Source organism: Roseburia yibonii (assembly GCF_014297335.1).
In the GTDB taxonomy this organism is placed as follows: Bacteria; Bacillota; Clostridia; order Lachnospirales; family Lachnospiraceae; genus Roseburia_D; species Roseburia_D yibonii.
Genome location: NZ_JACOQH010000004.1, coordinates 14,770 through 29,422, shown reverse-complemented (window position 1 = coordinate 29,422; position 14,653 = coordinate 14,770). Strand labels below are relative to the sequence as shown.

Sequence of the window (14,653 nt, the reverse complement as noted above, 5' to 3'; positions counted from 1 at the left end):
AAAACAGAAAAAGAAATAGATTCAGGAGGAAAATTTATGAGAAGCAGCGGAGTATTAATGCATATATCTTCATTGCCATCTCCATATGGCATTGGAACCATGGGCAAAGCAGCGGTTCAGTTTGTAGATTTTTTAGAGGAGGCAGGACAGACTTACTGGCAGATTTTGCCGGTATGCCCGACCAGTTATGGAGATTCTCCGTATCAGTCTTTTTCCAGCTTTGCAGGAAACCCTTATTTTATAGATTTGGACTATCTGTGTCTTGACGGACTGTTAAAGAAAGAAGAGTGTGAAGCTTATAACTGGGGCGATGATGAGACACAGGTGGATTACGGTATTTTGTATGAAAACCGCTATGATCTGTTAAAAAAAGCATTTGCCCGTTTTAAGGCTGATGAACCGGAAGATTTTAAAACATTCTGTGAAGAGGAAGCGGAGTGGCTCGACAATTACACACTTTTTATGGCACTGAAAGATGCGAATCACGGAGCAGCGTGGTTTACCTGGGACAGGGATCTGAAATTCCGTAAGGCGGAAGCACTTGAGAAAGTAAAAGAAGACAAAAAAGAGGATATTGCGTTCTGGAAAATGCTGCAGTATCTGTTCTATAAACAGTGGCGTGAGTTAAAAGATTACGCAAATGTAAGAGGGATCAAGATCATCGGTGACGTGCCGATCTATGTTGCTGGCGACAGCGCGGATGTCTGGGCAAATCCGGAGCAGTTTTATCTGAATGAAGATCTTGAGATGATCGATGTCGCCGGATGCCCGCCGGATGCGTTTTCCGAGGACGGACAGCTTTGGGGAAATCCGCTGTTCCGCTGGGACGCAATGAAAAAAGATGGCTATACCTGGTGGACAAAGCGTATCAAAGCGATGTCAGAGTTATATGATATTGTCCGTATCGATCATTTCCGTGGATTTGATTCCTATTATGCGATTCCGGGAAAAGATAAGACGGCAAGAAACGGTGAGTGGAGAAAAGGACCTGGCATGGATCTTTTCCGCACACTGGAAGAAAAACTCGGCAAACTGAACATCATCGTGGAAGATCTCGGTTATCTGACTCCGTCTGTGATCCAGATGGTAAAGGATTCCGGATTCCCGGGCATGAAACTGATCCAGTTTGCGTTTGATACCAGAGAAGACGGTGATTATCTGCCGCACAATTATCCGGTACACAGCGTGGTTTATACTGGTACGCATGATAACGATACGATCCTTGGATGGTTTGCAACCGCTCCGAAGGAGAGTGTGAAATTCGCAAAAGAATATCTGCGTCTGACCAAGACCGAGGGATATAACTGGGGCATGATGAAAGGCGCATGGGCAAGTGTCAGCGAACTGGCGATCGTGACCATGCAGGATCTTTTGGATCTTGGCAGCGAGGCGAGAATGAATATTCCGTCCACGCTCGGAACAAACTGGAAGTGGCGTATGAAAGACGGGCAGCTTACCGACCAGCTTGCAAGAAAGGTATGCGGCTGCATGAAGACTTACGGACGTATCCGCAAATAATGAGCATAGCAAAAGTCCTTCTGCATATATTTTAACAGTATATGCAGGAGGATTTTTTTATGGACAATTCAAATACGGGAACTTTTGATATCTATAAGGACATCAGCGCGAGGACAAACGGTGAGATCTACATAGGTGTTGTCGGCGGAGTGCGGAGCGGGAAGTCAACGTTTATCAAACGCTTTATGGAGCTTATGGTGCTGCCGTTCATGGAAGATGAGAACGAAAAAAAGCGGGCAGTCGATGAGATGCCGCAGTCGGCCCAGGGAACCACGATCATGACCACGGAGCCGAAATTTATTCCAAAAGAGGCGGCAACGATCAGCCTTTCAGAAGATACCGAAGTGAAAGTGCGCATGATCGACTGCGTCGGCTATATGGTGGACGGAGCGAACGGACATATGGAAAACGGTGTGGAGCGGATGGTAAAAACGCCCTGGTTCGATACGGAGATCCCGTTCACGCAGGCGGCAGAGATCGGCACACAGAAGGTGATAAGAGATCATGCGACGATCGGGATCGTGGTGACGGCGGACGGCTCTTTTTCTGACATTCCGCGTGAAAGCTATGTGGCGGCGGAGGAGCAGACCATACGTGAATTGAAAAAGGCGGGGAAACCGTTTGTCATGCTCTTAAATTCCGAGCGCCCGTTCCGTGATGAAACGGTAAAACTGGCAGAGGAACTGAGGGAAAAGCATCAGGTAAGCGTGTATCCGGTCAACTGCAGCCAGTTGCATAAGGAAGATGTAAACCGCATCCTTACAGGTATTCTGTATGAATTTCCGGTGGTAAAGATGAATTTTTACATGCCGAAGTGGATCGAGATGCTGGACGCGGGAAACCGTATCCGGGAAAATGTGATCGCGAACGCGAGAAAAGTCTTAAATAATATTACCTATATGAAGGATGTGGTGGCATATGGGTTTGAACCGGATGGGGACTATCTGACAAAATTGAAGGCAGAGCAGCTGGAGCTTTCGGATGGCAGTGTGAATATCGCAATGGATGTCGGGGAGCAGTATTATTACGAAAATATGAGTGAGATGACCGGGATCGAAGTAAAGGGCGAGTATCAGCTGATCGCCATGGTAAAAGAGCTGGCGCAGATGAGGCGTGAGTACGAGAAAGTGGCAGATGCCATGCAGGCAGTCAAAATGCGGGGGTATGGCGTGGTGAACCCGGGACTCGCCGATATCCATATGGAAGAACCGGTGATTATCCATCATGGAAATAAGTTTGGCGTAAAGATCAAGGCGACTTCACCGTCGATCCATATGATCCGGGCGAACATTGAGACGGAGATTGCACCGATCGTCGGGAGCGAAGATCAGGCAAATGATCTGATCAACTATATCAAGGAGGGGGAGAAGGCGGAAGAAGGTGTGTGGCAGACCAATGTGTTTGGAAAAACACTGGGCGAACTGATCGAGGACGGCATCAAGAGCAAGATCTCCATGATGGATGATGAAAGCCAGATGAAACTGCAGGACACCATGCAAAAGATCGTAAATGACAGCAACGGCGGACTGGTGTGTATTATTATTTAAAAAAGGTTGACGTGGAAAGTCTGGTAAGGTAAGGTTAGTTGTGGGAAAAAAGTGAGGGATAAAAAACATGAAGAAACAAAAGAACTTAAAACAGCACATCGGACTGCTTCTTGCGGCAGGACTTCTTTTTGCAGGTACGACTGTATCTGCGGCAGAAAATGAACCGGAGCAGCCGAAGTGTATGACAACGGAACAGGTAGAGGAACTGAACCTTTGCAATACACTGGATGAGCAGGAACCGCTTACCGTAGAGGAGGCGACAAGGACCTATCAGGCGGGAAATACAGTGGTATCTTTTCTGGGGGACAGCATCACGACCTATCAGGATTACACGGATTACAGCGAAGCCGGAAATTATTATAAGGATTCGATCATGTCAGTGGATGATACCTGGTGGATGCAGGTCTTAAAGGCGAATGACTGGACACTCGGAGTTAATGAATCACTGGGAGGTTCCCGTGTCACCTGGGACGGAGTGACCGAGGATAATCTGCATCATATCGGAAAAAATTATTATATGGCGTCAGATACCAGAATCGATAAGCTGGGAAAAAACGGAGTACCGGATAAAATATTTGTCTTTGGCGGAATGAACGACATTCTTTCCCAGGGGGCGGCAAATGTCGGGAATGTGCAGGAAACATACACTTACGGAAAGACAGATGATTTCGGAGATGCCTATTATACGATGATCACAAAAATTGAGAAGAAATATCCGGATGCGCAGATCATCTGTCTGATCCCATACCATACGATCTATTCGCTGAATTATCAGATCATTGCGCAGGATACAGAAAAAGTGGCTGCGATCATTAAAGATATCTGTGAGAAAAAAGATCTGGTGGCGCTTGATCTAAGAGAGCTGAATCTGGAAGGCCAGAATGACATGGAAACAGCGGATTATGTGCATCCGAATGAAAGAGGCATGAAAAAGATCGCTGATTTTACATTAGAGGGGATCAAGCCGCATTATGGTCTGGTGGAAAAGGACGGAAATTACTATTATTACGATGAAAACGGCAAAATGGTCCGGGATAAACTGATCGACTATGATGGAAATACCTGGTATTTCCAGAAGGACGGAACAGCGGCGGTATCAAAGCGCGTGGATGATTCGAGCGGAGAATATAAGTTATATTTCGATGAAAACGGACATATAGTAAAGGATGCCATGCAAAAAGATCCGAATTCGGATCATGTCTGGTATTTTGATGGTGACGGGCATCAGGTTTTCGACCAGTATGTGAAGAAGGATAATGTTATCCGGTATTTTGACAAGGATGGCAATCAGTTTACCGGCGAGTGCTATACAGACAAAGATGGAAATCCGCACTACTTTAAGGAAGATGGAACCATGATTTACAATGACTGGTATTTTGATGGTGACTGGACCTACTATATGCAGGCGGATGGCACACCGATGAAAGACCGTCTGACCTATCATCCCGACGGAGAGCATATCATCTAACTGGACAAAAAAGGCCATGAGGTATTTAATAATTTTCAGTACTGTCCGAGCGTCGGATACACCTGCTATTTTGATTCTCAGGGATATCTGTATAAGGATCAGATCACATTTGTCGGAAACCGCGTGTATTACCTGAATGCAAACGGAAAGATGGAAGATTCCGGCTGGTTCCAGTTTGCAAATGGCAGGGATTACGGTTATGCGAACAGTAACGGAACACTGGTCACGACCGGATTTTCCTATGATCCGTACGGCAGGGTTGTGTTCTATCACTGGAACGGAATGGTGGCGAGAGGACTGATCTCTGACGGAGTTTATTACTATAATATGGATGCGGATGACGGACATTACCTCGGGCAGTTTCCGGTGCGGTAAAAAATAGTTTGTAAGCGAAGCAGGTATTACGAATTCGTAGTGTCTGCTTTTTTTGCAGCAATCAATAGTTTATAATAATTTAATTTGTTCCCGGAATCAGCGTGTGCTAAGATAAATATATAAAAGCATATTTTCTATCCGGACAACAGTCCGTCTGTCCGCCATCCGGCGGTTCTAAACATTCTTGTTATTTCAGAAAATTCATGCTTTTTCCACAATCAAAAAGCAGGGGTTTTCAAAGAACTGCTCCTGCGGCAACAGGAGGAAAATAAAATATGGACAAAACAAAAGAAACAGGAAATCAGGTATACCGCAGTTACAAAGACCGGTTGTTCCGCATGGTGTTCCGGGAGAAAAAGGAGCTGCGCAGCTGGAGCGGTGGGCGGACGATCTATGGGAGACAGCTCGTAAAGATACCGACCCCGCGCTTTTTCGTGTTCTATAACGGAAGGGATATGCAGCCGGAACGGCAGGTGTTAAAGTTGTCCGACGCGTTCATGAACCTGGAGGAAGATCCGGCACTGGAATTAAAGGTCGTGATGTTAAACATCAACCTTGGCAGGAATAAAGAACTGATGGAACAGTGCCATACGCTGCTTGAGTACGCGCAGTTCGTTGACCGGCTCAGAACGTGTGAGAAGAGCATGGGACGGGAAGAAGCGGTGAAGCATACGGTGGATACCTGCATCGGAGAAGGGAAGCTTGTCGGGGAAGAACAGCGGCTCTTCCGGCAGGTTTGTACAAAGCTGAAAAAAGGAAAAACGCAGGAGGTGATCGCGGAGGAACTGGAAGAAAATCTTTCAACAATACGATCCATCTGCGAGGCGGCAGAAGAATTTGCGCCGGAGTATGACTGGAAAAAGGTCATGAAGAAAACAGGTGCATATGTAGAGAAAAAATGTTAAAATTAGAGATAGACGAATGCGCAGCCGGATGGCTGTGGAGCAAATAAAATGGCAGGAGAAAACAAAAAATGAATGAAGTATACGAAAAATTATTAAAATGTTATGAAAGTTATAAGGCAAAGATTGATTTTACACCGAAAGTGGCACTGATCCTTGGCTCTGGACTTGGAGATTATGCGGATGATCACATCAAAGTGGAGGCAACCCTGGATTATCATGATATCGAAGGATTTCCGGTGTCAACCGTTCCGGGACATAAAGGCAGATTTATTTTCGGATATGTGGATGATGTGCCGGTTGTCTGTATGCAGGGCAGAGTACATTATTATGAAGGTTACGATATGTCAGATGTCGTGCTGCCAACAAGACTGATGAAACTCATGGGGGCAGAAGTACTGTTTTTGACCAATGCGGCAGGCGGGATCCGTCAGGGATTTCAGGCGGGAGATTTCATGCTGATTGAAGATCAGATCTCCTGTTTTGTGCCGTCACCGCTTCGCGGGGCCAATATTGAGGAGCTTGGCGTGCGCTTCCCGGACATGTCCCATATTTATGATGAAGATCTGCAGACGATCGTCCGGAAAACGGCACTGAACAATGATATCCCGTTAAAGGATGGTGTGTATTTACAGCTTTCCGGACCGCAGTATGAGTCACCGGCAGAGATCACGATGGCGCGTACACTTGGCGCGGATGCGGTTGGAATGAGCACAGCATGTGAGGCGGTTGCGGCAAATCATATGGGAATGAAGATCGTTGGAATTTCCTGTATTTCCAATCTTGCCAGTGGAATTTCACCGACACCGCTCACACATGGAGAGATTCAGGAAACGGCGGATCGTGTGGCACCGATGTTTAAAAAGCTGGTGACAGAGTCAATCAAAAATATTAACAGGGAGGTTCTTTCCTGATCGAATACTGCCGGAAAATAGCGGCGGCAATCGTGGAAAAACAGACAAGGGGGAATTTACATGAATATCCGTTTTTATAATGCAAAGATCGTGCAGCAGAAAGAGGATCATACCTTTGCGCTCACCGAGGGGGAACTGTGGGTAAAAGGGGATACGATCTGCTATATCGGCGATGGTACGGATGTGTCCGGTGTGTGCAGTGAAAACGAGCCGATCATCTGGAACCGCGAGATTGATGTGGCAGGGAATGTGCTGATGCCGGGATTTAAGGATGCGCATACGCATACCGCGATGACGTTTTTGCGTTCCTATGCGGATGATCTGCCATTGCAGGAGTGGTTAAATGAACAGGTATTCCCGAAGGAGGCACAGCTTACGGCGGAAGACGTGTATGATCTGTCTGTGCTTGGAATCATGGAGTATCTGACCAGCGGCATCACGAGCAATTTTGATATGTACAATTTTCCACGCAGCGTTGCAAAAGCGTCTGCGGACTGTGGATTCCGTACGGTATTCACCAGTGGACTCAATGATTTTGTGAGCAGTGTGGAAGAGATGGAGGAAGATTATCATGTGATCAATGAGCTTAGTCCACTTACCAGTTTTGTTCCGGGCATCCACGCGGAGTACACGACTTCGAAAGAGCGCATGGAGGGTGTGGCGAAGCTTGCTTCCCGCCTGAAAGCACCGGTATGGCTGCATAATTCGGAGACGAAACGGGAAGTTTTAGAGTGCAAAGAGCGTTATGGCATGACACCGACCCAGATCACAGAGAGTCTTGGTATGTATGCGTATGGTGGCGGCGGGTACCACTGCGTATGGTTTGAAGATGCAGATTATGAGATCTTTCGGAAACATCATATGACAGCGGTTACCAATCCTGCGTCAAACTTAAAGCTGGCAAGCGGTATCTGTCCGGTGAAGCGCTTCCTGGAAGAAGGGATCAATCTTGCCATCGGTACAGACGGACCGGCAAGCAATAACTGTCTGGACATGTTCCGGGAAATGTTTCTTACGACAGCACTTGCAAAAGTGAGGGAACACGATGCATCCTGCATCAGCGCGGACGAAGTGCTTTATATGGCAACGGCCGGCGGTGCCAGAGCGATGCAGCTTTCATCCTGTGACAGACTTGCGGTTGGCAAAAAGGCAGATCTTATTATGATCGATTTAAAGCAGCCCAATATGCAGCCGGAAAATAATTTTATAAAAAATATCGTGTATTCCGGCAGTAAGCAGAATGTGAAACTTACCATGGTAGCCGGAAAAATTCTTTACGAAGATGGAAAATTTGAGATCGGCTTTGATCCGGAAGAAATTTATGAAAAAGCAAATCGGATCATCCGTCGTATGAAATGAGGCTGATATGAAAATACTATTTATACAGCACAGCTGTTTTGTTGTGGAAATAGAAAACAAAGTGCTGATCTTTGACTGGTTTGACAAAGCACGGATTACCGGGTATGCGTTTCAGGGAATTTTACCGGAATTTTCAAAAGAGAAGGAAATCTATCTGTTCGCAAGCCACAAGCATCAGGATCATTTTGATCTAAATGCATTGAAATGGGTGGAAAAATATCCGAAGATACAGTATATTCTTTCAAAGGATATCCGGCTGGGAGACAATTATCTGGCACGCAATGGAATTCCCAAAGAGGTCAAAGACCGCGTGACTTTTGTGCGCCCGCAGACGAAGTATGAGGTCGGGGGCATGGAGATCAAGACATTGCGCTCTACTGACGCCGGGGTTGCGTTTCTGGTGAAAACAGATGGAGTGACCCTGTATCATGCCGGAGATTTGAATGACTGGAGCATGGAGGGCGCAGGTGATCTGATCAATGGAAAAATGAAACGTGATTACAGGCGTGCCATCGCGGAACTGGATGGAATTCATATTGACGCGGCGTTTGTTGTGCTGGATCCGCGGCTTGAAACGCACAGCATGGACGGGTTTGATTACTTTATGCAGCATGTGGACGCGGATCTGGTATTTCCGATGCACATGTGGCGGGATTATTCCCTGATCGGAGCCTATAAGAAAAAGTCAAAGAATCTGCGTTTCACGGAGCGTATCGTGGACATCACAGGTGAGAACCAGGAATTTGATTGCATTTGTTGAAAAATTTCTGAAATTGGAATATAATAGGTAGCAAAAGTCCGCACCGCGGATTTTTCTATGGGCGAGAAGGAAAACAGGAGGTATTGAGGTGACGTTTTTCGGGTATTTTTTACAATACGTTATCATCATGATCATACTTGCGGCAGTGGGAATTGCCGGAGTTTTTGCCGGAAAGAATCTGCGGGGATACAGGAATGCAAAGCAGATGCCTGACGGACAGGATGAGAAATAGATTTTTTGGAGGAAAGTTGTTGTGAAACAGAAATATGGAGTAAACGAACTGCGCCGGATGTATCTGGAATTTTTTGAAAGCAAAGGACATCTGGCAATGAAGAGCTTTTCACTGGTACCGCACAATGATAACAGCTTATTGCTGATCAATGCGGGTATGGCACCGTTAAAGCCTTATTTTACCGGACAGGAGATCCCGCCGCGCAAAAGAGTGACCACCTGTCAGAAGTGTGTCCGTACCGGAGATATTGAAAATGTAGGTAAGACAGCAAGACATCTTACATTCTTTGAAATGCTTGGAAACTTCTCTTTTGGAGATTACTTTAAACATGAAGCGATCGCCTGGTCATGGGAGTTCTTAACCAAGGTACTTGGTCTTGAGGAGGACAGGCTTTATCCGTCTATTTACGGAGAAGATGATGAGGCATTTGATATCTGGACAAAAGAGATCGGTGTTCCGGCAGACCGCATCACACGTTTTTACCGTGATCCGGAAACCGGAGAGTGTGACAACTTCTGGGAGCATGGCGCAGGCCCGTGTGGTCCCTGCTCTGAGATCTACTATGACCGTGGAGAAAAATACGGCTGTGGAAGCCCGGATTGTAAGGTAGGCTGTGACTGTGACCGTTTCATGGAGATCTGGAACAATGTATTTACCCAGTTTGAAGGCGATGGCAAGGGCGGTTACGAAGAACTTTCCCAGAAAAATATCGATACCGGAATGGGACTGGAGCGTCTTGCGGTCGTTATGCAGGATGTGGACTGTGTCTTCGATATTGATACGATGAAAGCGATCCGCGACAAGGTCTGTGAACTTTCCGGCAAGAAATACCAGGTAGACGCTCTGGATGATGTGTCTATCCGTCTGATCACAGATCATATCCGTTCAGCTACCTTTATGGTATCGGATGGAATCATGCCGTCAAATGAAGGCAGAGGATATGTTTTAAGAAGACTGATCCGCCGTGCGGCCCGTCACGGAAAGATGCTCGGTATCAAGGGGGCGTTCCTGGCAGATTTGTGCGCAACGGTCATCCACGAAAGCAAGGACGGATATCCGGAACTGGAAGAAAAGAAAGATTTTATCTTCAAGGTTCTGACACAGGAAGAAGAAAAATTCGCAAAGACCATCGATCAGGGACTTGCGATCCTTTCCGATATGCAAAAAGAAATGGAAACAAAAGGTGAGAAGGTACTCTCCGGTGAGGATGCGTTCAAACTTTATGATACATACGGTTTCCCGGTTGATCTGACAGAAGAGATTCTGGAAGAAAAAGGATTTTCCGTAGATGAAGACGGATTTAAAAAGGCAATGGAAGTTCAGCGTGACAAGGCGAGAAAAGCCCGCAAGGTCACAAACTACATGGGAACAGACGCTACAGTCTATGAATCCATCGATACTTCCATTACCACAGAATTTGTCGGCTATGACAGGTTAAACTGCAGATCGAAGATCATCGTAATGACAACGGAGACGGATATCACGGAGGCATTGAGTGACGGAGATGTCGGAACGATCATCGTAGAGCAGACCCCGTTTTATGCGACCATGGGTGGTCAGCAGGGAGATAAGGGTATCATCCGTACCGAGAGCGGTGAGTTCAAGGTAGAAGATACCATCAAATTACTTGGTGGCAAAGTCGGACATGTCGGAAAACTGATCCGCGGAATGATGAAGACCGGTGATGAGGCAGAGCTTGCGGTGGATGAAGCACTCCGCACAGCTACCTGCAAGAACCATTCCGCAACACATCTGCTTCAGAAAGCACTGCGTGAGGTGCTTGGAACACATGTAGAACAGGCGGGTTCCTATCAGGATGGAGAGCGTACCCGTTTCGACTTTACGCATTTTCAGGCAATGACCGAAGATGAACTTGCAAGAGTTGAGAAGATCGTAAATGAAAAGATCGCGGAGAAATTACCGGTGCGCACCGATATCATGACAGTAGATGAGGCGAAAAAGACCGGTGCTATGGCTCTGTTCGGTGAAAAATACGGAGAGACTGTGCGTGTCGTATCGATGGGCGAATTTTCCAAAGAGTTCTGCGGTGGTACCCATGTGGCAAATACCGGAGATATCGTAGCATTTAAGATCATTTCCGAGAGCGGTGTTTCAGCAGGTACACGCCGTATTGAGGCGCTGACCGGCGACAACGTATTCGCTTATTATAAAGCAATGGAAGAAGAGTTAAACAAAGCTTCCCAGATTGTGAAATCAACTCCGGCAAATCTGCTTGAGCGTCTGGAACATCTGATGGCAGAAGTGAAAGAATTGCAGAGTGAAAACGAATCCTTAAAGAGCAAGGCGGCAAGAGAGGCACTTGGCGATGTCATGGATCAGGTCGTTGAAGTAAAAGGTGTCAAACTGCTTGCGGCAGAGGCAGACGGCGTAGACATGAACGGACTGCGTGATCTCGGAGATCAGCTGAAAGAAAAGATTGGTGAAGGTGTGATCGTACTTGCCTCCGCAAAAGATGGCAAGGTAAATCTCGTCGCAATGGCAACAGACACCGTGATGAAACAGGGCGCACATGCCGGAAATCTGATCAAGGGCATTGCGGCACTTGTCGGCGGTGGCGGCGGCGGACGTCCGAACATGGCACAGGCAGGTGGAAAGGATCCGGCCGGTATCAAAGATGCGCTTGCAGAAGCAAGAAAGGTACTGGAACAGCAGATAAAATAAATTTGCGTGTTTTGTATATTTTTTCAGAAAAATAGTTGACGAATGGGATTTTTCTGTTATAATATCTAATAGTGCAATTAAATATTACCCAAACAGTTGAATATGCACAATACGCAACTGGAGGGAGGTTAGGTGTGAGACTATGTCAAATGTTATCGTAAAAGAGAACGAGACGTTAGATAGCGCTTTACGCAGATTCAAAAGAAACTGCGCTAAGGCTGGTATCCAGCAGGAAATCCGTAAGAGAGAACATTACGAGAAACCAAGCGTTCGTCGTAAGAAAAAATCGGAAGCTGCAAGAAAGCGTAAATATAACTAATTGTGTGAAAGAAGCTGTCACTTATGTGGCAGCTTTCTTTGGGTCACAGATAAGGAAGAAGAGAGGACAACAATCGTATGAAAAAAATCGGAATTATCGGGGCAATGGAACTTGAAGTGGAGACTTTAAAGGCAAAGATGGAAGTAAAACAGACCACAAAAAAAGCCGGCATGGAATTTTTTGAGGGAACATTAAATGGTGTGGACGCGGTGATCGTGCGAAGCGGAATCGGAAAGGTAAATGCTGGTATCTGTACACAGATCCTCGTCGATCTGTTTGCGGTCACACATATTATCAACACCGGCGTGGCAGGTTCCCTGGATGCGAAGATTGATATCGGAGATATTGTGGTATCGACAGATGTGTGCCAGCATGACATGGATGTAACCGTTATGGGCTATCAGCTTGGAGAGGTGCCGCAGCTTGGAACTTTAAGTTTCCCGGCAGATGAGAAGATGGCTGCGCTTGCAAAGAGCGTGTGCGAAAAGGTAAATACGGAGATCAAAGTATTTTCCGGCAGAATCGTAAGCGGCGATCAGTTTATCTGCGACAAGGCGGTAAAAGATAAGATCGTGTCCAATTTCCACGCAAGCTGTACCGAGATGGAAGGCGCGGCGATCGGACAGGCGGCGTATCTGAACCAGGTTCCGTTTGTGATCCTGCGTGCGATTTCCGACAAGGCAGATAACTCTGCCGAGATGGATTACCCGGCATTTGAGCGGGAAGCTGCAAAGCACTGCGCAAAGCTCGTGGAAGAATTTATCGTGGAGCTGTAAAAGTAAAAACCAAAGTCATATATTGGAAATGGAAACATATATATAAGTCATGGGACGGTTTGTCCCATGGCTTTTTTTCATAGAATAGCGGAAGAATGGGGGCAGAGCGCATGCTTGAGATGATACAGAAAATATTTCCGGAACCGGTGCGCCGGATATTTCCGGCGTTAGAGCAGATGGGAACGCTGGAAGAAATACGCGTCAGAGCAGGACAGCCGTTTTTATTTCAGGCAGGAGAGACGGAATACTTTTTGGATGAGAAACATGGAAAGCTGACCAGAGAACACGGTCTGGCGTGTGTCGCAAAAAAAGAGGATCTGGCGCAGATGATGGTGCTGTTAAGCCGCTATTCCCTCTATGCATTTGAGGAAGAGATACGGAGGGGATATATTACGCTGGAAGGAGGGCATCGTGTCGGGCTGGCAGGGCAGACCGTGCTTGAAGATGGAAAAGTACGGACGCTTCGTTACATAAATTTCATGAATATCCGTATTGCGCGTGAGCGGAAAGGATGCGCAGCGGGGCTGGTTCCGTATCTGTATCATGGGGATCAGATTTACAATACCCTGATCTTTTCGCCGCCCGGAATGGGAAAGACCACCTATCTCAGGGATGCGGTACGTCTTTTGTCCGACGGGTGCGCCGGGAAAAAGGGACTGAGGGTCTGTGTACTGGATGAACGCTCGGAGATCGCGGCATGTCATCTTGGAATACCGCAGAACGATGTCGGGATGCGTACCGATGTCATGGATAGCTGTACCAAGGCAGAAGGCATGCAGATGGTACTCCGTTCGATGGCACCCCAGGTGATCGCGGTGGATGAGCTTGGGTGTGAGGAAGATTTTGAGGCGGTGGAAAAGGTACTCTACAGTGGAAGCTGTATTCTAGGAACCGTGCATGCGGAAAATATGGACGAACTGGAGAAAAAAAGTGTCCTGAGGCGGTGGAAAAAGGATATGGTATTTGAACGTCTGGTACGGCTTGGAAAAAAAGAGGACAGGGAGCGGTATTTTGAGATCTTTGATGGAAGCGGGAACCGCCTATGTTAAAGGTGATCGGATGCACGCTCATTCTTGCCGGAATGACCGGATATGGCGTGAGCAGTGTGTGCTACATGAAACGACATCTGGAAGAGCTGGTGGAGTACAAAGAGATATTGTATGCGCTGCTTGGGGAGATACAGCATTACAGAAAGCCGCTGGCGGAAGCGTTTGATACCATTGCAAAAAAGCGTTCGGAAGGATACCGGCAGGTATTGGAGATGATCGCCACACGGATGAAGAAGTTCGAGGAGGCAAAGGGCAGTGAGATCTGGGAGGACAGCTTTTTGTCCTGCAGCAGGAAATTTTTGTTTTCCAGAGAAGAGGAAGAGATCATACAAAAAAGCGGGCATTTTTTGGATGCGCCGGATATGGAATCGCAGAAACGGGAACTGGAGCTGTATGAGGCGCAGATCGACTACAGGATCGCAGAGATACAAAAAACGATCGGCGGAAAAAGAAAAGTTTGTATGTATGGCAGCGTGCTGGGCGGGCTGTTTCTGATCATTTTGCTGATCTAGGGATATCCGGAGGATGGATTGAAACAGGGAGAGTGTATATGAGTGTAAATTTGATTTTTAAAATCGCGGCGGTCGGAATATTGGTCACTGTCCTGAGCCAGGTGTTAAAACACAGCGGGCGGGAGGAACATGCCTTTCTCATCAGTCTGGCAGGTCTTATGATCGTCTTATTCTGGATCATTCCATATATTTATGATCTTTTTGAAACCATGAAATCATTATTTGTTTTGTAGGTGGGGA

15 protein-coding genes are annotated in these 14,653 nt (G+C 46.8%); all 15 read left to right on the top strand.

All coding sequences use genetic code 11. The annotated features are described in order from the left end of the window. Positions 1-36 precede the first annotated feature (36 nt). Entirely contained in the window at positions 37-1,518 is a 1,482-nt protein-coding gene (gene malQ, locus H8Z76_RS06800; protein ID WP_147618603.1) for a 4-alpha-glucanotransferase, read from the top strand. Between the two features lie 59 nt (positions 1,519-1,577). Then, positions 1,578-3,065, top strand: a complete 1,488-nt coding sequence (gene spoIVA, locus H8Z76_RS06795; RefSeq protein WP_022516549.1) for a stage IV sporulation protein A — start codon at positions 1,578-1,580, stop codon at positions 3,063-3,065. Between the two features lie 67 nt (positions 3,066-3,132). After that, on the top strand, positions 3,133-4,533 hold the full coding sequence (locus tag H8Z76_RS06790) for a GDSL-type esterase/lipase family protein (protein ID WP_186982027.1): 1,401 nt from the start codon (positions 3,133-3,135) through the stop codon (positions 4,531-4,533). Between the two features lie 123 nt (positions 4,534-4,656). After that, a complete protein-coding gene (locus H8Z76_RS06785; RefSeq protein WP_186982026.1) occupies positions 4,657-4,908 on the top strand; it encodes a hypothetical protein in 252 nt (83 codons plus the stop codon). Positions 4,909-5,183: 275 nt separating this feature from the next. Continuing rightward, positions 5,184-5,813 (top strand): hypothetical protein, encoded by a 630-nt coding sequence (locus H8Z76_RS06780; protein WP_186982025.1) that lies wholly within the window; start codon positions 5,184-5,186, stop codon positions 5,811-5,813. A 68-nt stretch (positions 5,814-5,881) separates the two neighbouring features. Further along, on the top strand, positions 5,882-6,724 hold the full coding sequence (locus tag H8Z76_RS06775; RefSeq protein WP_022516111.1) for a purine-nucleoside phosphorylase: 843 nt from the start codon (positions 5,882-5,884) through the stop codon (positions 6,722-6,724). A gap of 60 nt (positions 6,725-6,784) precedes the next feature. Then, complete coding sequence (locus tag H8Z76_RS06770) at positions 6,785-8,083, top strand: amidohydrolase (RefSeq protein ID WP_186982024.1); 1,299 nt, start codon at positions 6,785-6,787, stop codon at positions 8,081-8,083. Positions 8,084-8,090: 7 nt separating this feature from the next. Further along, positions 8,091-8,843, top strand: a complete 753-nt coding sequence (locus H8Z76_RS06765; RefSeq protein ID WP_022516110.1) for an MBL fold metallo-hydrolase — start codon at positions 8,091-8,093, stop codon at positions 8,841-8,843. Between the two features lie 88 nt (positions 8,844-8,931). Then, positions 8,932-9,075, top strand: coding sequence for a vanadium nitrogenase (locus tag H8Z76_RS06760; RefSeq protein ID WP_147618608.1), 144 nt, complete (start codon positions 8,932-8,934; stop codon positions 9,073-9,075). Positions 9,076-9,132: 57 nt separating this feature from the next. After that, positions 9,133-11,757, top strand: coding sequence for an alanine--tRNA ligase (gene alaS / locus H8Z76_RS06755; protein ID WP_207723112.1), 2,625 nt, complete (start codon positions 9,133-9,135; stop codon positions 11,755-11,757). Between the two features lie 142 nt (positions 11,758-11,899). Then, positions 11,900-12,076, top strand: coding sequence for a 30S ribosomal protein S21 (gene rpsU, locus H8Z76_RS06750; protein ID WP_004054229.1), 177 nt, complete (start codon positions 11,900-11,902; stop codon positions 12,074-12,076). A 77-nt stretch (positions 12,077-12,153) separates the two neighbouring features. Beyond that, on the top strand, positions 12,154-12,852 hold the full coding sequence (locus tag H8Z76_RS06745; protein ID WP_022516107.1) for a 5'-methylthioadenosine/adenosylhomocysteine nucleosidase: 699 nt from the start codon (positions 12,154-12,156) through the stop codon (positions 12,850-12,852). A 110-nt stretch (positions 12,853-12,962) separates the two neighbouring features. Then, positions 12,963-13,901 carry a stage III sporulation protein AA gene (gene spoIIIAA, locus H8Z76_RS06740; protein ID WP_186982022.1) on the top strand — a complete coding sequence of 313 codons (939 nt, stop codon included), beginning with the start codon at positions 12,963-12,965 and terminating at the stop codon, positions 13,899-13,901. Then, positions 13,895-14,413 carry a stage III sporulation protein AB gene (locus tag H8Z76_RS06735; protein WP_186982021.1) on the top strand — a complete coding sequence of 173 codons (519 nt, stop codon included), beginning with the start codon at positions 13,895-13,897 and terminating at the stop codon, positions 14,411-14,413. The genes spoIIIAA and H8Z76_RS06735 overlap by 7 nt, the downstream gene beginning before the upstream one ends. 38 nt (positions 14,414-14,451) lie before the next feature. Then, positions 14,452-14,646 (top strand): stage III sporulation protein AC, encoded by a 195-nt coding sequence (gene spoIIIAC, locus H8Z76_RS06730; RefSeq protein WP_022516104.1) that lies wholly within the window; start codon positions 14,452-14,454, stop codon positions 14,644-14,646. Positions 14,647-14,653 lie beyond the last annotated feature (7 nt).